The following is an 18,562-nucleotide window of genomic DNA, read 5'->3' on the forward strand; positions in this document are numbered from 1 at the left end:
TGTCCCATGCACAGCCCGCCATAAAGCAGGCACAAAAAACCGCTGAAGCGGTGTTGTGCACCGTGAGATTAACCCGGTCGCTGAATTTGCAGCGACGCGAGAAAGGTTGCCTGAAAAAAGCAAAGCGTCAACGGTATAGTTGTATTGTTTGATACAAATGCATAAGTAATCTAGATGATGATTGTTGACTGTATATTTGAATTAAGGGTGGTTAATGTTAGGGAAAGACCAAATTGCTTTATTCAAGATTGCAGAGGAAACTGAATACTGGGCTTTTTTACTTAATACGGTGATAGGAGCGTTATTATTTACGCTTTCTATAGCGAGTTTTACGCTGATTGTGTCTATTGAAAAACTAATCATATCTTTATTATCCTTGGTTTTCGTGGCTGTGCTAACGCAGAGCATGAAGGCCAGGCAAAACAAATCGCTCAAAATTTGGCGCAATGAAAAGCTCTATCTGGAGAAAAGTGAGAAGCTATCGAATGTTGATAATAGAAGACTGGGGTCAATTGTTAGCGGACTTGCTTACACTGAAAAAAATATTTTTACGTTAAAAAAAGTATCTGCTTTTGCATTTGGCTTTTATGTTCTAGCGGCTGTTTTTTTAACGCGTGGCTTTGCTTTAGTTATTTCGTAGCTTGAGATTGCCAGTCGATCGTATGAGTATTTAAAAAATCCTTTTCATTTGTATCTAAGTGGATACAATGGGCGCATGAACTACCTTATCCAGAAAACGAAAGACTTTGATCGCTGGCATCATTCTTTGCGAGATGTGCGCGCAAAAGTTGCAGTTGCTCGTCGCATTGATCGCGCAGCGAATGGGAATTTAGGTGATAACAAATCCGTTGGAGAAGGTGTTTCGGAGTTAAGGATTGATGTCGGAGCAGGCTATCGTGTGTATTACACAATGCGGCGCGAGGTGGTCATTATTCTCTTGGCAGGCGGCGATAAGTCGAGCCAAGCATCCGACATAAAAAAGGCCAAATCGTTGGCGCAGGAGGTATAGCATGAGTGTTCAATTAACTAGCTTTGACTTAGCAGATATTTTAGATAGCGATGAAGCTATTGCAGAATACCTGTCACAAGTCTTAGCTGATGGAGATAGCGACGAGTTACTTCGCGCGATTGGTTATATTGCTAAGGCGCAGGGTATGGCGAAAATTGCCCAAGATGCTGGGCTTAGCCGCGAGAGTCTTTATAAGTCTTTTGCTGTAGGTGCTAAGCCACGTTTTGATACTGTGCTCAAGGTCATTCAGGCGCTTAATATAGAGCTGAAAGCACAGCCGGCACATTGAGTAAATAGAGCCAAAATCCTTTCCGATATTATTTTAGACCCCGCGTCGTTATTGGCTTACAGAGCAGCTGAAAGCTATAGAGTGCGGAAAGAATTACGACTTAAACTTTTGATTTATATGGTTTTATTCTTGGGCTTATAATCCCTCGAAGGTAACTTCGTGCCGGTTCGATTCCGGCTCCGAACGCCATACATAACCAACGCATTGCCAGCGTTTGTATTAAAAAACCCGCTCTAAGCGGGTTTTTTATTGCCTATAGAAAAGTGCCAGCGCAAGCACTGGCCGCTCTTAATTAGAAGTCTTCAAAATCTTCAGCATTGGCACGTGCCACACGTTCGCGCTCTTCGCTCAGTACTGCTTGAATCTCTTCCATCACGGAGTCAACATCGGCTTCGCCATCCGGTTCAGCAAACTCGCCGGTCAGCTCGGTATTCATCTCTAGACGGCCTTCCTTGTACAGACTCCACATTTCTGGGCTGTAACGCGTCTCCAGTAGCTCAGGCGCGTACTGGCCGTAGTACTGGGTGATATTGTTGATGTCGCGGTTGAGCATGAAAAACGCATTGTTATTGGCTGCGGCATCAACGGCTTGCGGCAGATCAATAATCACTGGGCCGTGTTCATCAACCAGGACATTAAACTCTGACAAGTCACCATGAATCAGGCCAATACAGAGCATGCGCTTGATTGACTCGATCAATGTGGCGTGATCTTTAAGGGCTTGTTCGGCGTCGAGAGTGACGTCATTCAGGCGTGGTGCAACTTGGCCGTCGGGCAGGGTGACCAATTCCATCAGTAGTACGCCGTCAAAGCAGCCGTAAGGCTTCGGCACGCGTATGTCGGCAGCCGCAAGACGATAAAGCGCATCCACTTCAGCGTTTTGCCACGCTTCTTCAGATTTTTCACGACCAAATTTTGAGCCTTTTTCCATAGCGCGGGCACGGCGACTGTTGCCGACTTTACGGCCTTCGCGGTACAGTGCGGCTTTTTTAAAGCTGCGTTTGTCCATGTCTTTATAGACTTTGGCGCAACGAATTTCATCGCCGCTGCGAACCACATAGACGGCGGCTTCTTTGCCGTTCATTAGGGGGCGTAACACCTCATCAATCAGCCCATCTTCAACGAGGGGAATCAGGCGTGCAGGGGTTTTCATAGGGCTCCCAAATAAATTAACGATAGAAGTAAACTGTAAGCACTTAAGAGTTGCTGAGTATTAGACCCAGCACTATGCGGTGCGCGCCAAGTATAACCAGCTTGGCGCGTTATATTGTGAATGGATAAAGAAATATCTTGGATTTATTTTTGTAGATGAGTGCTGGGCGTTGTTATTGCGCGGCGATAATATTGCCGGCATGCAAACCGCACTCTTTTTGTGTGGCTTCTTCCCACCACCAACGACCTTCGCGCTCATGTTGATTGGGTAGGACAGGGCGTGTGCAAGGCTCACAGCCAATGCTGATAAAACCGCGCTCATGCAGAGTGTTATACGGCAGTTCCAACATACGAATATAAGCCCATACCTCTTCGCTGCTCATTTGTGCCAAGGGATTGAACTTGTACAACGGCTGCTCGGCTGTGGAAAACGCACTGTCTAACTCCACTGGCGCAACATTGCTGCGCGTGCCAGGGCTTTGATCGCGGCGTTGGCCTGTGGCCCAAGCTTTAACGGTGGCGAGTTTGCGTCGTAGTGGCGCTATTTTACGCACACCGCAGCATTCACCATGACCCTCTTTATAAAAGCTAAATAACCCTTTTTCCCGCACCAAGTTTTGTACTTGTTCGGCATCAGGTGAGAGCACTTCAATAGCGATGCTGTAATGCTCGCGGACTTGCTCAATAAATTGATAGGTTTCAGGATGCAGGCGTCCTGTGTCCAGACTAAAGACTTTGACCTGAGGATTAATTTTCCAAGCCATATCCACCAGTACCACATCTTCGGCACCGCTAAATGACAGCCACAGCTCATCACCAAAAGTGGCAAAGGCCTGCTTGAGAATGTCTTTAGGGGTGGCGTCGGCGCAATTAGCGATCAGTTGCTGAAGGTCAATTGAAGCAGTCATGCTGGATTCCTATGGAGTTCGTAGCGGTTACTGAGAGACTTATACTAGCAAAGTGTGCACTGTGATTAGAATGAATAAAAACCGTTATGCTTATGCTTTATGGCTATACATGGCGATGTAACGCATCTTAATCTTGCATGGACTGGGTGGAGGGGCTAGAGTGCCTCTTTTTTATGTGATGAGGAATTGCTGTGGAAATCGCCTGCCTTGACCTTGAGGGTGTATTGGTTCCAGAAATTTGGATTGCCTTTGCAGAAAAAACTGGTATCGAATCCCTACGGGCGACCACACGTGATATTCCTGATTACGATGTGTTGATGAAGCAACGCCTGCGTATTCTGGATGAGCACGGTTTAACCTTAAACGACATCCAAGAAGTGATCGCCACGCTTAAGCCGTTGGATGGTGCTGTCGAGTTTGTGAACTGGTTACGTGAGCGTTTTCAGGTGGTGATTCTTTCTGATACTTTTTATGAGTTCTCTCAGCCGCTGATGCGCCAGCTTGGTTTCCCAACGCTGTTGTGCCATAAGCTGGTGACAGATGAGAACGGTCGTGTGGTGGATTACCAACTGCGCCAAAAAGATCCGAAACGTCAATCGGTGTTGGCCTTGAAAACGCTGTATTACCGCGTTATTGCTGCCGGTGATTCGTACAACGACACCACCATGCTGGCTGAAGCCAACGCAGGTATTTTGTTTCATGCGCCAGACAATGTTATTCAAGAGTTCCCGCAGTTCCCCGCGGTGCATACCTTTGCAGATTTAAAGAAAGAGTTTATCAAAGCGTCCAATCGTCAGTTAACTCTGTAACTGCGTACCTGTCTGTTATGTTGAGCGCGCTGTGCTGGCGCGCTTGATATCTTTTGTTGGTCATTCTCTTTTTTACCGTTAAACCTACTGTTTAGTGCTTTCTGCTGTGCTGAGTGTCCACTTAGTGCTGACCGTCTTGCGGTTAAAACCAAACATTCTTGAACCTGGCGACTGTTTAATAACTTAAGCAGACTTTGCATTGCAGGCTATCCTGTGTTTGGCTGCATGTAAGGTCAACTCTGGCTAGGGTTTGCAGCGAATGGATGGCGGCGATGAATAATTCAACAACACAGCGGTTAGGTTGGACGCAAGCGTGGCGCGAGCAGGTGCTGCCAACTCTGGCTGAGCAGAGTTGGGATTTAATCGTGGTCGGTGGTGGGATTATTGGCGCAGGGATTATTCGTGAGGCGGCGCGGCGCGGTTGGCGCTGTTTATTGCTAGAGCAACGTGATTTTGCTTGGGGCACCTCCAGTCGTTCTTCGAAAATGGTGCATGGCGGGCTGCGTTACATTAGCCAGGGTGAATTTGCTTTAACCCGTGATAGCGTGCGTGAACGCCAGCGCTTATTAGATGATGAAGCCGGCTTGGTTGAGCCGCTGACCTTTATTTATCCGCATTATCGCGGAGAGTTCCCTGGGCGCTGGTTGTTTACTGGGGTGTTGTGTCTCTACGACAGTTTTGCTGGTAAGTCGTTACATAAATTTTACCCTGCACGGCAAGTACCTCAGCGTGTTGCAGGGTTACAGCAAGAGCAGTTAATCGGTATCAGTCAGTTTCAAGATGCCGTCACCGATGATGCGCGCTTGGTGATGCATGTCTTGGCGCAAGCGCGAGCCATGGGCGCTTGTATCATCAGCCAGGTCGAGGTTTTGCAGCCGATCTATAGTGGTGACGAAGACAGTGCAGAGCGACGTGTGGTGGGCCTGAATATCAAGGATACGCTCAGCGGTCAGCAGTGCTCGTTAGACTGTCAGGCGGTGGCGCAAGCGACGGGGGTATGGACCGATGCTGCCGCGCTGAGTGGGCAACGCCAGCATATTCGACCATTACGCGGCAGCCATCTGCTGCTACCTTGTTGGCGTTTACCAGTACAGCAAGCGCTCAGCTTTAAACATCCCGATGATCAACGCTTGATGTTTATCTATCCGTGGGAAGGTGCGACGGTAGTTGGCACCACTGATATTGACCACAACGCTGATTTAAACCAAGAAGCGGCGATTAACCAAGCTGAGCTGGATTACTTGCTGGCGGGCTGTGCCAAATTATTTCCAATGGCGCAGATTAGCCGCGCAGATGTGCTGTCGACTTGGTCGGGTGTGCGGCCGATTGTGGCGGCCACAGTGTCAGGTACGCATAAACCCTCAGATGAATCACGTGAGCATAAGCTTTGGGTTGAGCCAGGCCGTGTCAGTATTGCCGGCGGCAAACTCACCACCTTTCGCTTATTGGCGGTCGAAGTACTGCAGGCCTGTGCTGAATTTAATGATCGATCAATGCGCGTAACTGCAGCAGACGTATCCCCTGTCGCAGCCAATAGCTTTGCTGGTGGCTTAGCCGATCTCTCTGCTGACTTACAGCGACGTTTGTATGGTCGTTATCGTGCTAATTGGTCAGCTTTTTGTGTTGTATTTAAGCAGGTAGGCGCTGAACAAATTGCCCATACGCCGATTTTCTGGGCTGAGTTGGCCTATGCCTGCGAGCATGAGTTAGTCGTGCATCTGGATGATTTACTATTGCGCCGCACTCGCTTGGGCTTATTGGTTGAGCGAGGTGCTATTGCCCTGTTAAAGCAGGTTCGCTCCCTTTGTCAGCCGCGCTTAGGCTGGGATGAGCAACGATGGACGGCAGAAGAGCAGCGTTATTTGCGGATTTATCAACAGTTTTATAGCTTGCCCAATGCAGCCTTGCCGAGTCTCGACGATGCTATCTGTTGAGCGAAAGACTTAGAGTGAGTTGGCGATACAGGGCTGTCTAAGGTGAGGCGAGTGTAGTGCAAGGCTTGGTGACGGGTATCAGCAAAAGCGTGCGCTGTAGGCTATTCTATAGCGCAAGGTTTACAGCGGTTCACCATTGTCGCCTTGCAGTATGCAGCGACTTCTCAGGTGTCTAAACTAAACCTGTGCAATTGTCTTGGCCGCTTATGCTTTGTCTCAACTGGCCGATACCTGCATATCCCGATCTTATTTAGGTAGTAATTGATGGCCAGTCTTCTTGATAGTGTGGATCAGCGCACGCAGCTTGTCGGTGAGAACCGCTTAGAAATCTTGATGTTTCGTTTGCACGGCCGCCAGCTGTTTGCGATCAATGTGTTTAAAGTGCAAGAAGTCGTACGACTGCCCAAGTTAACCTTGATCCCGCAGCGTCACCCGCATATGTGTGGCGTGATTACTTTGCGTGGCAAAACGATTCCGGTCATTGATTTAGCCCAGGCTATCGGTATGCGACCCTTGCTGCATAATGAAAACAGCACTGTGATTGTGACTGAATATAACCGTTCCATTCAGGCATTTTTGATTGGTAGCGTGGAGCGTATCGTCAACCTGAACTGGGAAAATATTCAGCCGCCACCACGTACCGCCGGACGCCAGCATTATCTGACCGCTATTACCAATGTTGATGATTCGATTGTTGAAATCATTGATGTGGAGAAAGTTCTCGCGGAAATCGTGCCAATGAACACTAAAATTTCTGCTGAAAAGCTCAGTAATCCTTTGCTGGCCAAAGCTCGTGGCCGTGAAGTGCTGATTATTGATGATTCCATGGTTGCGCTGCATCAACTTACCGATGCGTTAGGCCAGTTGGGCATGATCGTACATAAAGCCACCGATGGTTTAAAAGGCTTACAGCAATTGCAGCTGTGGGCTGATCAAGGTGTAGTGCTGACCGACAAACTGTTGATGGTCGTGACTGATGCTGAAATGCCTGAAATGGATGGCTACCGCCTCACTACTGAAATTCGTCACGATCCACGTTTGCGTGATCTTTATGTCGTGATGCATACCTCTCTGTCGGGTAGTTTCAATGCGGCGATGGTAGAAAAAGTTGGTTGTGATAATTTTTTGTCTAAGTTTCAACCTGATCGTTTGGCCGATGTCGTGCAAGAACGACTGCAACGTGATGAGGTTTGATGCGCTTTGTTATCGCTCTTAATCGTTGCTGGTTTTGGTTGGTGATTATTTACTGCTGGGCTGCGTCATTAAATCGCCCGCTTATGCTCTTTAAACAGGCATAATAGGCTTCTTTAAGTGTTTGGTTAAGGTGCATACGCATGGCGTTGATTGGAGATATGAATACCCTGCAGGTTATTCGACAGGCTGATTTTGGCGTGTATTTGGATGGCGGTCCGCAAGGGGATATTCTTTTACCACGGCGTGAAATGCCTAAAGGTGAAGCGTGCGAAGATGAGGATTGGGTCAATGTCTTTGTTTATCTCGACAGCGAAGACCGTATTATTGCGACCAGTCGTCCACCAAAGATCAAGGTGGGTGAGTTTGCTAGCCTGAAAGTGGTGGATATTAACCGCATTGGTTTGTTTTTAGATTGGGGCTTAAATAAAGATTTATTACTGCCGCACTCTGAAGAAAAGCGCCCGTTACAAGAGGGTGATTATTGTGTGGTCTATGCCTATATCGATGAGCGCACTAAACGCATTACCGCAACTGCTCGCTTGGATCGTTATTTAGATAAAGTACCTGCTAATTATGCGATTGGCGAAGAAGTGGATTTATTGGTGGCCGAAGCCACTGATCTAGGCTTTAAGGCGATTATCAATGGCGCTCATTGGGGCTTGATTCATAAAAATGAAGCCTTTAAGTTTTTGCGTACCGGTATGCAAGAGCGTGGGTTTATTCGTGAAATACGCGATGATGGCTTGATCAATCTGAGTCTGCAACCACAAGGACAAGAGCTGCGCGATAGTCTTAGCGAAGCGATTCTGAGCAAGCTGCGCGATAACAACGGTCAGTTAGCGCTTGGCGATAAGAGCCCTGCGTCGGTGATAGCGGATGCTTTTGGTGTCAGTAAAGGTAACTTTAAAAAAGCCATTGGCGGCCTGTATAAACAAGGTTTAATCCGTATTCTGCCAGACTCTATCGAACTGGTTTAGCTGTATTGTAACGGGGCTTAGATGCGCATTATTTATGGAGTTGTAATTGCCGCGCTGTGCGTCGTCTTGTTGCTTGGCGTGCAAAAATGGCGTGGACCTATCTTACCCGCGTTAACGGTTGAGCAGATGCCGCTGGAATTGCGCATTGTTGCCAGTGGCGAGGTGCGTTATCAGTCGCTGGCGCGCATCGGCAGCGAAATAACGGGTACGGTCATCGCTCGTCATGTCCGCGAAGGTGACCGAGTCAGTCAAGGTGATTTGTTAATTGAGCTGAATTCTGACGAGTTGCAATCACGCTTAGCTCAAGCGCAAACCCTACTGCAACAGTTACAGAAAATCAGCCGTCCGCAAGCGCAAGCGGCGTCAGTTGAAGCGCGTGATAACCTGCGCCAAGCCAGTCGTGAAGCGCGCAGGCGTGAGGCTTTAGCTCAGCAAGGTATGCTTGCCACTGAGCAGGTGGAGCAAGCACAACGCTCTGAGTTGAACGCGAAAACGACTCTGACCCGCGCGCAGCTTGCTGTCGATTCTTTGGCAGCCAACAGTACGGAAGAGCGTCTATTACAACAACGCATTGATAGTGCTGCGGCAGAACTGGCGAAAACGCGCATCTATGCACCTTTTGCTGGACGTGTACAAACGCGCAATGTTGAGCCGGGTGATTTGGTGCAACCTAGCAAAATCTTATTAGAAATTGCCCGTAGCGATGGTCTGGATCGTGATGGTATCGCCAGCGATGGTCTCGAAGTCGTCGTCGCGTTGGATGAGAAAAACTTTGCCCCGTTACAGCTGCAACAACCGGTACAGTTGATTGCCGATGCTTGGCCGGAGCAAACGGTGCCTGGCATTGTCAGTTTTATTGCTCCCGCCGTCGACAGCTCGCGCGGCACCATTGATGTGCATATCAGTGTCTTGGCTGATGACTCCAAGCAACGTCATGCGTTTTTACAAGGGATGACCGTCTCCGCCAATATTATTGCCGCGCAACGTCAGCGTGCTTTGGTTTTGCCTAATGATTATCTGCTGTCTAGTTCGACGGGACAGACTCAGGTCCTACGCTGGCAAGATGGCAAGGTCAGCGCAGTTGCTGTGCAGTTGGGTTTACGTAATATGACCCACAGTGAAATTACCTCTGGCCTAGCCGAGGGCGATGTGGTGGTGCAGGCTGATAAAATTAGCGACGGCCAGCGTGCCCGTGTGCGCTTTGAGCAGGCGCAGCATGTCATTCGTTAGCAGTGTTGGCCGCTGGCGTGATTCGCTATGGATTGAATGGCGCATTGCGCTACGTTTTTTAGCGGATAACCCGCTGCAAACTTTATTAATCAGCGTGGCTATTTCTGTGGGTGCGGCAGTGATTGTGTTTATCACGGCGTTGATGACTGGCCTACAGGATAACGTGATTAATAGGACGCTGGGTACGCAGGCGCATATCCGCATTGAAGCGACCCGTCAGCACAATAATTTTTCGGCGACCGCAGATGGAAAATATATCTGGGCGCTGGAAAGCCCACGGGCGCAGCGTTTACAAACCATTAATAACTGGCAAGAAGTGCGTGATGTTTTAGATCAACATCCCGCCTTAAATATTGTCTCGCCGCTTATCTCTGGTCCAGCTTTTGCGCAGAAAGGCAATGCACGCGCGTCGGTGGCCTTGATGGGCATTGACCCTGAGCGTTACGCAGGGATTATTGAGCTGGAAGAGTACCTGCAAGAAGGGCGCTTTAGTGTCGGTGCCAGTGATGTCTTGATTGGGCGCAAATTAGCTGAAGACTTAGGTTTGCGTACCGGTGATAAATTACGTTTGGATGCCGGCGATAACCGGCAAACAGTCATGGATGTCGCGGGTGTTTTTGAATTGGGCGTACGTGAACTGGACAGTCGTTATGTCTATACCGATCTGAAACAAGCGCAAACTTTGTTGAACTTGCCTGGCGGTGTCACTATTTTAGAGTTAAAAATTGATGACGTCTTCAGCGCCGAATACTGGGCGCAGCGCATTACTCAGTTAACCGGTTTGCATGTGCAAAGTTGGATGGAAAGCAATGGTCAACTGCTGAATGCGCTGCGCTCGCAAACCATGACCACGCAGATGATTCGCGTGTTTGTCGCGTTATCGGTGGCCTTTGGTATTGCCAGTGTTTTAGCCGTCAGTGTGGTGCAGCGCACCCGTGAGATTGGTATTTTGCGCGCGATGGGCAGTACTCAGCAGCAGATCTTGCGGGTGTTTTTGTTGCAAGGTGGGTTGCTGGGCTTGGCGGGTTCGTTATTAGGCGTCATGGTTGGCTACACTTTAGTGCAGGTGTTTAATAATATTGAAGGACGCTTGTTTTTGATTCGTCTCGAACCTTCAATGTTGTTATCCGCCATCGCAATTGCTACTGCTGCTGGAGTCGTCGCCGCGATGGTGCCCGCTCGTCGTGCCGCTAAATACGATCCGGCAGTGGCGATTCGTTATGTCTAAAGCGCAGCCGCAGACGTTGAACGATACCGCTGACTCACAGGTGGTTTTGCAGCTGGATAAGCTGAATAAGATCTTTAATGCTGAGACGCCGCTGCAAAACCATGTGCTGCACGATATCTCGTTACAGGTACGCCGCGGTGAACTGGTGGCTTTGGTCGGCACCTCGGGTTCGGGTAAAAGCACCTTGCTGAATCTGATGGGTTTACTGGATACCGCTTCATCAGGTGAACTACGCATCCAAGGGCACCTAACTCAAGGCATGACAGAGCAACAGCGCACGCAATTGCGCAGCGAGTCGATTGGTTTTGTTTTTCAGTTTCACCATCTGATCAGTGCGTTTAGCGTGTTAGATAATGTCTTGATGCCACTGATGTTGCGCTATGGTAAACCGTCAGCAGAACAGCAGCAGTATGCCGAGTACTTACTTAATCAAGTGGGTTTGGCTAGCTTTATTCACCAACCCACTAATCGCATCTCTGGTGGGCAACAGCAGCGAGTGGCGATTGCTCGGTCTTTGGTGACACGTCCGTCGTTAGTCTTAGCAGATGAGCCAACCGGTAACCTGGATACGCAAGCGGCGGATGAAGTGTTTAGCTTATTTGAGCGTTTTAATGTCGAGCATCAGTGCGCGATTGTGATTGTCACCCATGACCCACGTTTAAGCGAACGTTGCCCGCGTACCATTCGTCTGACCGATGGCCACATTGTTTATGACGGTGCTTCGGTCGATTTACCTAGTCTGTATTAGGTCAAGCCATTGGTGAAGCTATCAGCTAAACCCTAAGTCATTCTTCTGATTAAATCCCTTTCCGATAAACGGCGTTCACGCTAAGGCGCGCCAGCGTTGATCTGCTTTTTTGCCATGATCTTGATCAAGTAAGCCCAGTGTAATTTGTTTGTTATTCACTACATATAGTTATAGAGTTGCTCGCTATCTACACTATATTGTGTTTTGGCAGTTTTCTCAGTGATGCTCTAAGCAGTGTTTTCTAGAGGGCTTTAGCACAGATCAGGTTTTTAGGAGTCCAGCATGAATCAAGCTGTTGCGGCAGTTACTCAGGTTTCAACATCGGTCAATATAGACTTACAGCCCGCCTCTTTGGATATTTGGGATGCCAAATATCGCCTCAAAACCAAGGATGGCCAGGGCATTGATAGTGATATTGATGCGACCTATCAACGTGTGGCGCGGGCGTTGGCTGAAATTGAGTTGCCGGAGCAGCGCGAGCATTGGTATGAGCAGTTTTTATGGGCACTGTACCGTGGTGCTATTCCGGCCGGCCGGATTATTTCCAATGCCGGCGCCACAGCTTACAAACCCGCGACCTCGACCATTAACTGCACCGTGTCGGGAACTGTTAATGACTCGATGGATGATATTTTAAGCAAACTGCATGAGGCTGGGCTTACTTTAAAAGCGGGCTGTGGCATTGGCTATGAGTTTTCCACGCTTAGACCCAAAGGCGCCTATGTCTCAGGTGCTGGCGCTTACACCTCTGGGCCGCTGTCGTTTATGGATATCTACGACAAGATGTGCTTTACCGTCTCCTCTGCCGGTGGTCGTCGTGGTGCGCAAATGGCGACTTTTGATGTCGGTCACCCGGATGTGCTGGAGTTTATCCGTGCTAAGCGAGAAGACGGCCGTCTGCGTCAGTTTAACCTGTCGTTGCTGATTACCAGTGAGTTTATGCAAGCAGTGCAGGATGACAGCGATTGGGCGTTATCTTTCCCTTTAACTGCGGCTGAATTAGAAACCGAAAAATTAGACCTCAATGATACGCGTCAAGTGATTTGGCGCTATTGGTCGACAAGCAAAAACTATATAACCCGTGACGATGGCATGGTCGCGTGTCGAGTCTATCGCACCCTTAAAGCGCGGCGGATTTGGGATGCGATTATGGCGTCCACTTATGATTTTGCTGAACCAGGTTTTATTCTAATTGATCGCGTCAATGAGTTTAATAACAACTGGTTCTGTGAAGCAATCCGCGCCACCAATCCTTGCGGGGAGCAGCCACTGCCGCCTTATGGCGCATGTTTACTCGGTTCGATCAACTTGACCCGTTTTGTCCGCCAACCTTTTACCGAGCAGGCCAGTTTTGCTTGGGATGAGTACCGCAAAGTGATCAGCATCTTTACCCGCATGCTGGATAATGTTGTCGAAATTAATGGCTTACCTTTGCCTGAGCAGCGCGAAGAAATTATGCGCAAACGTCGGCATGGTATGGGCTTTCTTGGGCTGGGTTCAACCATCTGTATGCTACGCATGAAGTATGGCGATCCGCAGTCACTGGAATTTACCGAACAAGTGGCCAAAGAGATGGCGCTGGAAGGTTGGCGTACAGGTCTGCAATTGGGCCAGGAAAAAGGCGTGGCGCCGCTGATGGAGGAAGAGTTCAGGGTTACTGGGGAAATGCTAGCCAAGCGTCCAGAAATGCTTGATGACGGCTACACAATCGGCGAAAAAATCAAAGGTAAAGTGTTGTGGGCTAAATACAGTCGCTATATGCAGCAAGTAGCTGCGGCAGAACCAGAGTTGGTTGAGGCCTTGGCCGAGCATGGCGCGCGTTTTACTCACCACAGTTCGATTGCGCCAACCGGCACCATTTCCTTATCGCTGGCCAATAATGCCTCCAATGGTATTGAGCCAAGTTTTGCCCATCATTATTCGCGCAATATTATTCGTGAAGGTAAAAAATCCAAGGAGAAAGTTGATGTATTCAGCTATGAGCTATTGGCATATCGCACCCTGATTGATGCTGAGGCGACGACTAAAAACCTGCCTGAATACTTTATTAGCGCCGATGAAGTGAGTCCCGTTCAGCATGTCGATGTGCAAGCTGCAGCGCAAAAATGGATTGATTCATCAATTTCGAAAACGGCCAACGTGCCCACCGATTATCCTTATGAGGACTTTAAAGATATTTATCTCTATGCCTATCAGCAGGGGTTAAAAGGTTGCACCACTTTCCGTTTTAACCCCGAGGCATTTCAAGGGGTGTTGGTGAAAGAAGATGATCTGGCGAAAACCACTTATCGCTTCAAGCTGGCCGATGGTTCAACGGTTGAGGCTAAAGGTAATCAGCAGATTGAATACGATGGTGAGTTGCACAGTGCCGCCAATCTTTATGAGGCCTTGAAAGAAGGCTATTACGGTAAATTTTAAGCTGAGGAACAGACGATGAGCATTACAATCAGCGAAAAAATCGTTGGCTATGAGTTAGTGTCGGCCAATGAGCAGACGCTAGCAGAACCTGCTGCACTCCCAGCGCCAAAGTTTGTTGAGATGCATGAAAAAGTTAAACGGCCGGAGACCTTAGTCGGCTCCACCTATAAAATTAAAACGCCTAATTCAGAGCATGCGTTTTATATTACGATCAATGACATTGTGCTTAATCAGGGCAGTGAGCATGAGCAGCGCCGTCCGTTTGAAGTCTTTATCAATTCGAAAAACATGGAACACTACCAGTGGATTGCCGCGCTGACCTTGATTATTTCTGCAGTGTTTCGCAAGGGCGGCGATTGCACCTTTTTGGTCGAAGAGCTGAAAAGTGTGTTTGATCCTAAAGGCGGTTACTTTAAGCAAGGTGGCCAGTGGATGCCGTCGTTAGTGGCGGAGATTGGTGATGTATTAGAGCGCCATCTTAAATTTATTGGCTTGATGGACAATGACCTCGATGAGCATCAACAACAGTTTGTGGCGCAAAAAAGGGCTGAGTTTGAACAGCGAACAGCGGCAAAACAGATGGCCGCTGATTGCGATGACAGTACGGAGAACTACCCCGTCGGTGCGCAGCTCTGTAGCAAGTGTCACACCCAAGCAGCGGTACAGATGGATGGCTGTTTAACCTGTTTAGCTTGTGGTGACAGTAAGTGCGGATAAGTCTGCAATCTTAAGTATTAGCATTACCAGCGTTAGGCTGGTAATGCTTAATGTATTGTTGGCGATGGCCCGCCCGCAAGCTCATCTTATTGCTAGTGTCCCTTCTTTAAAGCGCTGGCAACAAGGTGAGGCGTTGCTTGCCGTAGACGCTAATGATGTCTTTATAGCTGACAGGCAAGGGATAGAGTTGCCCTGCAACGCCTGCTTTCAACTGATAGTACGGACTTTGTGGATTATCTGCTTGGCCGCTAAAGCTCACTGCGGATAACGGTATGGGGCGTGAGAAATCCACCAGCATTGTTTGACTCTTTATCGTTTGTCCTTTAAGCACCTGTGCACTGATTGCTTGACGGCTGCTCAGCAGGTTATCCAGCAGAAACTGCGCTTTAGAACTTGCTACGCTTGGCCAAAATGGACTGTCGTCACGGCCCAGTAAATGATCCAACCAGGCTGGGTAGCTGTACTGATTATGCAAGGCAAACGCTTGTTGCATGCTGGACGGTAGTGCCTGTAATTCTGCTTTAAACAATTGCTCTTCTACTTGTGCTAAAAAGCGCTCGAGCCAAGCGGCATTGTTCTGGCTTAAAGGTTGCTGAGCAGATAGCGCTAAAAAGCTTTTTAGTGCCTGTTGCGCCGCAGTACGTTGTTGCGCGGGTAATTTTTGAGTCGCCTGTTGTAGCGCTTGAGGCATACCGCCGGCATTAAGCATCGATTGCAATTGCCCGATTAACCAAGGTCGCTGCTCTGCGCTATTGCGTATAGCAAAACTGGCACTAACAGGCCTTTTTGCTAACTGTAGCGTTAGATTTTCAGCGCGTTCAGGATTGGCCCAACTGCTGGACAGTTGCATGCCATAACCGGGCTGAGTCAAACGTTGATTGGCGGCGCTGAGCCAACCTTGCTGCGGATCTTGATCGTAAGGGTGCAACATTGGATCAGCATAGCCTTCCCATGCCACAGACGAGTCCCAGCCCGCTGAAGGAAAGAGGCCACGGCTGTTACGGCGATTGGGATACAAACCCGTCACTTGCCAAGCAATATGCTCGGCGTCGGCCAGTAAAACGCTGGCCGGTAGCGCGCGCAAAGTTGGCACAAGCTGGGTCGCTTGTTCAACCGTCTTCATGCGTAGCAGTTGCCACAGCGCATTTAAACTCTGATCATCGGCAAGGCGTGCATGTTGCAGCGCCAAAGCATAACCACCGCTGTTATTAACCGGAAGTGTAGTTAATAACGGCCCATGTGCTGTGCTATATAAGGTTTCTCGTACTGGGCGTTGACCACGAATAAAAAAGGTCTCGGTACGTTGCTGGGCAGGCTGCCACTTTTTATCGATCAGGTACTCAAGACGACTATTGTTCTGACGCAGTTGTTCAATAAACACATCCTGCGTATCGGCCATCACGGCGCTGATGCTATAGGCCAGACGGCCATTAAAGCCAGACATTATGAAAGGCACGCCAGGAATAGTTAAGCCTGCCGCTTGCAGTTGCGGTGAGTGTAAATTGACCCAACTGTATGGCGACGTTTGTGCACGCGACTCTGCTAATACAGGTGTCGTGGCTGGTTTGTTTTGTAGCGTGGACAGTGTTAACAGACTGCGACGATTGACACTGTGCTGGCCGCGAGTTGCCCAGCTAGTGGCCAAGGGGGCTTTTAGTGAGTTGACGGCAGCAAATTGATTGAGGGTGTCTACGAGTTGTAGGGTGCTCTGACGCAACGCCGTATTTTGCAATGTCGAGCGTGGCAGTGCCTGTAACTGCTGCGCTTCATTCAGCGCCAATGGCTCATCAGGGTAGACTGGCAATAACCACGGCAGTTGTTTGTTGGTCAAGTTTTGTGCGAAAGCTAAGGCTAAAACCTCTTCAGACAGATTACCACTTTGGCTAAAACTAAAGAGGGTGAAGAGTAGTGCGCTATCTTCGGCTTTCCAGTACTCGGGTTGATAATTGGCCTTGGCTAATTCAGGCGGCAGTGCGCCACGCATTTGATAGATATAAGCATTAATGCCGCGCGCATAAATCTCAAAAAAAGATTGCAGATTTTTAGGCGCATTTTTGTACAAATTTTGCGCATCAGCACGCAAGTTAATACTGCGCATTAAACGATCGAGATTCAGCATCTCAGTGCCATGCATCTCAGCTAAGCGGCCTTGGGCTAAGAGACGCAGTTGCACCATTTGCGTCAGGCGGTCACTGGCGTGGCTATAGCCTAAGCTAAACAACAGATCATGAAAGTTATTGGCTTCAATCAGCGGCATACCAGCAGCGTTCTTAGCGATCTGACTGGATTTCACAATACCCTGTAAACGCACTACGCCGCTGTCGGCAATCACGCTACTGTTGGGGCCCGACTCCAATAGCTGGCAGCCTGACAAACTGCCCAGCGTGCCAAGCACTAAGGCGCCACAGAATGACGGCAAAGAGAACGAAGGCAACCAAGAAAAGTGGCGTAGAGTGAAAGTTGGCATGTATAAAAACTCAAGTCAGAGGGCTAAGCAGGCAGTCGATCAAAGCTGCTGGCGCCTATTGTACGGTGTTAGCTGTTATCCTTGACAATATTTTGCTGACCTTGTTCTAACAGCGCAGGTAAGAATATTTCTGGGGCGTAGAACGTCAGGTAAAAGAGCAGAGCAGAACGATTTTGGCTAGAATTTTAACATTATTAAATACAGTAATCAGCGCGCAGACGATGTTATCGAGAGAGTCTTGCGCTTTACATACAGTCTTGTTGATGGCGAAGGGTAGACAACGTGTTGCAAACAGAAAAACAGTATGTGCAGTGGCAAGAAAATGATGTGACGCGCAACACGCGTTGGCTCTCTGAAAGTCAACATCCAGCACCGACGCGAATTGTGCGGGTGGATGACAAGACCACGGCCGATGAAGCGTATCGTTTTGCTTGTGAAGGCACCTCAATGCTGTGGCAAGGTGACTTTCATAATGCGCGGCAATTACTGCAGGCGTTAGCTCGACGTATTGAACGCACAGAACAACGCAAACTCAGCAAAGCTGCTAAGTCTGCTAAGTCCACGCCTGATACCGCGGTGATCCCCAATCTCTTTCATCAGCAACGCCAAGCTCAGGCCCAGCGCGCAAGGGTGTTAAGTCGTTTACTGTTGGAATTGGATGCTGGCTATATCAGCCGTTTGCGCCGCGCTCCAGAATTTAGCGCAGCCTGTACCGTAGCCTTTGGTGAGCTGGATGAACCCTGTTTAATCTCCTTTCGTGATCTGCAAGGAGCTTTAGGCGCAGCGCAATGGCGTGAGAAAGGCGTGCCGATTGCCAGTTTAGACCTATCTGTTTTCCCACATTACGGCGTGTTTGCGCCAACTCGACATGAGTACGTGCAGCTGATGTTGGATGCAGCGCTGCCTGCTGTGCATGATCTGGCCTTTGATATCGGCACTGGCACCGGATTGCTAGCGATTATCTTGGCGCAACGCGGGGTTAAACAGGTGATTGCCACCGATCTCAATCCGCGTGCTTTGGCTTGCGCAGGTGAGAACTTTGCGCGTTTAGAGCTACCCAGCGTGCAGTTGCAGCAAGCCGATTTATTTCCGGCTGAGGCGCGATTAGCCAATCTGATTGTCTGTAATCCACCTTGGTTACCGGCTAAGCCCAGTTCACCATTGGAGTACGCCGTTTATGATGCCAATAGCGCGATGTTGCGCGGATTTTTGCAGGGCGCTTCAGCACATTTAGCGCCACAGGGTGACGTTTGGCTGATACTTTCTGATTTAGCCGAGCATCTGCAACTACGCACTCGAGAAGAGTTACTAAGCTGGTTTGCTGAGGCGGGTTTAGAGGTTAAATACCGTCTGGATACGCAGCCTAAACATGGTCGCAGTCAAGACAATACTGATCCACTGTTTGCGGCGCGCAGTGCAGAAATAACCTCGTTGTGGTGTTTGACGCCTCAATCAAAATAATGTGCTTAATTCGCAGTGTGC

16 protein-coding genes are annotated in these 18,562 nt (G+C 49.0%); 13 read left to right on the plus strand and 3 right to left on the minus strand.

The window, feature by feature from the left end:
- Positions 1 to 214 precede the first annotated feature (214 nt).
- From JYJ62_RS10835 to JYJ62_RS10845, 3 genes are all read left to right on the plus strand, one after another.
- Positions 215 to 640 (plus strand): hypothetical protein, encoded by a 426-nt coding sequence (locus tag JYJ62_RS10835; protein WP_205342240.1) that lies wholly within the window; start codon positions 215 to 217, stop codon positions 638 to 640.
- A gap of 75 nt (positions 641 to 715) precedes the next feature.
- Positions 716 to 1,009, plus strand: coding sequence for a type II toxin-antitoxin system RelE/ParE family toxin (locus tag JYJ62_RS10840; protein ID WP_205342241.1), 294 nt, complete (start codon positions 716 to 718; stop codon positions 1,007 to 1,009).
- A 1-nt stretch (position 1,010) separates the two neighbouring features.
- Positions 1,011 to 1,298 carry an addiction module antidote protein gene (locus JYJ62_RS10845; RefSeq protein WP_205342242.1) on the plus strand — a complete coding sequence of 96 codons (288 nt, stop codon included), beginning with the start codon at positions 1,011 to 1,013 and terminating at the stop codon, positions 1,296 to 1,298.
- Between the two features lie 292 nt (positions 1,299 to 1,590).
- On the opposite strand, the gene JYJ62_RS10850 is transcribed toward JYJ62_RS10845, so the two are convergent.
- Entirely contained in the window at positions 1,591 to 2,451 is an 861-nt protein-coding gene (locus tag JYJ62_RS10850; protein WP_205342243.1) for a PA4780 family RIO1-like protein kinase, read from the minus strand.
- Positions 2,452 to 2,623: 172 nt separating this feature from the next.
- On the minus strand, positions 2,624 to 3,358 hold the full coding sequence (locus tag JYJ62_RS10855; protein WP_205342244.1) for a phosphoadenylyl-sulfate reductase: 735 nt from the start codon (positions 3,356 to 3,358) through the stop codon (positions 2,624 to 2,626).
- A 191-nt stretch (positions 3,359 to 3,549) separates the two neighbouring features.
- Between JYJ62_RS10855 and thrH the strand changes: the two genes are divergently transcribed.
- The 9 genes from thrH (at position 3,550) to JYJ62_RS10900 (ending at position 14,613) form a co-directional block, all read left to right on the plus strand.
- Positions 3,550 to 4,167, plus strand: coding sequence for a bifunctional phosphoserine phosphatase/homoserine phosphotransferase ThrH (gene thrH / locus JYJ62_RS10860; protein ID WP_205342245.1), 618 nt, complete (start codon positions 3,550 to 3,552; stop codon positions 4,165 to 4,167).
- 272 nt (positions 4,168 to 4,439) lie between these two features.
- A complete protein-coding gene (locus JYJ62_RS10865; protein ID WP_205342246.1) occupies positions 4,440 to 6,101 on the plus strand; it encodes a glycerol-3-phosphate dehydrogenase/oxidase in 1,662 nt (553 codons plus the stop codon).
- 264 nt (positions 6,102 to 6,365) lie between these two features.
- On the plus strand, positions 6,366 to 7,295 hold the full coding sequence (locus tag JYJ62_RS10870) for a chemotaxis protein CheV (RefSeq protein WP_205342247.1): 930 nt from the start codon (positions 6,366 to 6,368) through the stop codon (positions 7,293 to 7,295).
- A 140-nt stretch (positions 7,296 to 7,435) separates the two neighbouring features.
- Positions 7,436 to 8,272, plus strand: a complete 837-nt coding sequence (locus JYJ62_RS10875; protein WP_205342248.1) for a S1 RNA-binding domain-containing protein — start codon at positions 7,436 to 7,438, stop codon at positions 8,270 to 8,272.
- 21 nt (positions 8,273 to 8,293) lie between these two features.
- A complete protein-coding gene (locus tag JYJ62_RS10880) occupies positions 8,294 to 9,502 on the plus strand; it encodes an efflux RND transporter periplasmic adaptor subunit (RefSeq protein ID WP_205342249.1) in 1,209 nt (402 codons plus the stop codon).
- Complete coding sequence (locus JYJ62_RS10885) at positions 9,489 to 10,730, plus strand: ABC transporter permease (RefSeq protein ID WP_205342250.1); 1,242 nt, start codon at positions 9,489 to 9,491, stop codon at positions 10,728 to 10,730. Before JYJ62_RS10880 ends, JYJ62_RS10885 begins: the two co-directional genes overlap by 14 nt.
- Positions 10,723 to 11,478 (plus strand): ABC transporter ATP-binding protein, encoded by a 756-nt coding sequence (locus tag JYJ62_RS10890; protein ID WP_205342251.1) that lies wholly within the window; start codon positions 10,723 to 10,725, stop codon positions 11,476 to 11,478. The genes JYJ62_RS10885 and JYJ62_RS10890 overlap by 8 nt, the downstream gene beginning before the upstream one ends.
- A gap of 282 nt (positions 11,479 to 11,760) precedes the next feature.
- Positions 11,761 to 13,896, plus strand: a complete 2,136-nt coding sequence (locus JYJ62_RS10895) for an adenosylcobalamin-dependent ribonucleoside-diphosphate reductase (RefSeq protein WP_205342252.1) — start codon at positions 11,761 to 11,763, stop codon at positions 13,894 to 13,896.
- A 15-nt stretch (positions 13,897 to 13,911) separates the two neighbouring features.
- Positions 13,912 to 14,613, plus strand: a complete 702-nt coding sequence (locus JYJ62_RS10900; protein ID WP_205342253.1) for an NrdJb — start codon at positions 13,912 to 13,914, stop codon at positions 14,611 to 14,613.
- Positions 14,614 to 14,719: 106 nt separating this feature from the next.
- On the opposite strand, the gene JYJ62_RS10905 is transcribed toward JYJ62_RS10900, so the two are convergent.
- On the minus strand, positions 14,720 to 17,080 hold the full coding sequence (locus tag JYJ62_RS10905) for a penicillin acylase family protein (RefSeq protein ID WP_205342254.1): 2,361 nt from the start codon (positions 17,078 to 17,080) through the stop codon (positions 14,720 to 14,722).
- A 282-nt stretch (positions 17,081 to 17,362) separates the two neighbouring features.
- Between JYJ62_RS10905 and JYJ62_RS10910 the strand changes: the two genes are divergently transcribed.
- Positions 17,363 to 18,541, plus strand: a complete 1,179-nt coding sequence (locus tag JYJ62_RS10910; protein WP_205342255.1) for a methyltransferase — start codon at positions 17,363 to 17,365, stop codon at positions 18,539 to 18,541.
- Positions 18,542 to 18,562: the final 21 nt, after the last annotated feature.

Source organism: Denitrificimonas caeni, from assembly GCF_905120345.1.
GTDB classification, from domain to species: domain Bacteria; phylum Pseudomonadota; class Gammaproteobacteria; order Pseudomonadales; family Pseudomonadaceae; genus Denitrificimonas; species Denitrificimonas caeni_A.

Bases quoted from the DNA above. Each gene is read 5' to 3' on its own strand.
- JYJ62_RS10905 (WP_205342254.1), bottom strand. From the start codon at position 17,080: ATGCCAACTTTCACTCTACGCCACTTTTCTTGGTTGCCTTCGTTCTCT.
- JYJ62_RS10835 (WP_205342240.1), top strand. From the start codon at position 215: ATGTTAGGGAAAGACCAAATTGCTTTATTCAAGATTGCAGAGGAAACT.
- JYJ62_RS10880 (WP_205342249.1), top strand. From the start codon at position 8,294: ATGCGCATTATTTATGGAGTTGTAATTGCCGCGCTGTGCGTCGTCTTG.
- JYJ62_RS10875 (WP_205342248.1), top strand. From the start codon at position 7,436: ATGGCGTTGATTGGAGATATGAATACCCTGCAGGTTATTCGACAGGCT.
- JYJ62_RS10855 (WP_205342244.1), bottom strand. From the start codon at position 3,358: ATGACTGCTTCAATTGACCTTCAGCAACTGATCGCTAATTGCGCCGAC.
- JYJ62_RS10840 (WP_205342241.1), top strand. From the start codon at position 716: ATGAACTACCTTATCCAGAAAACGAAAGACTTTGATCGCTGGCATCAT.
- JYJ62_RS10850 (WP_205342243.1), bottom strand. From the start codon at position 2,451: ATGAAAACCCCTGCACGCCTGATTCCCCTCGTTGAAGATGGGCTGATT.
- JYJ62_RS10885 (WP_205342250.1), top strand. From the start codon at position 9,489: ATGTCATTCGTTAGCAGTGTTGGCCGCTGGCGTGATTCGCTATGGATT.
- JYJ62_RS10895 (WP_205342252.1), top strand. From the start codon at position 11,761: ATGAATCAAGCTGTTGCGGCAGTTACTCAGGTTTCAACATCGGTCAAT.
- JYJ62_RS10900 (WP_205342253.1), top strand. From the start codon at position 13,912: ATGAGCATTACAATCAGCGAAAAAATCGTTGGCTATGAGTTAGTGTCG.
- JYJ62_RS10890 (WP_205342251.1), top strand. From the start codon at position 10,723: ATGTCTAAAGCGCAGCCGCAGACGTTGAACGATACCGCTGACTCACAG.
- JYJ62_RS10845 (WP_205342242.1), top strand. From the start codon at position 1,011: ATGAGTGTTCAATTAACTAGCTTTGACTTAGCAGATATTTTAGATAGC.
- JYJ62_RS10870 (WP_205342247.1), top strand. From the start codon at position 6,366: ATGGCCAGTCTTCTTGATAGTGTGGATCAGCGCACGCAGCTTGTCGGT.
- JYJ62_RS10865 (WP_205342246.1), top strand. From the start codon at position 4,440: ATGAATAATTCAACAACACAGCGGTTAGGTTGGACGCAAGCGTGGCGC.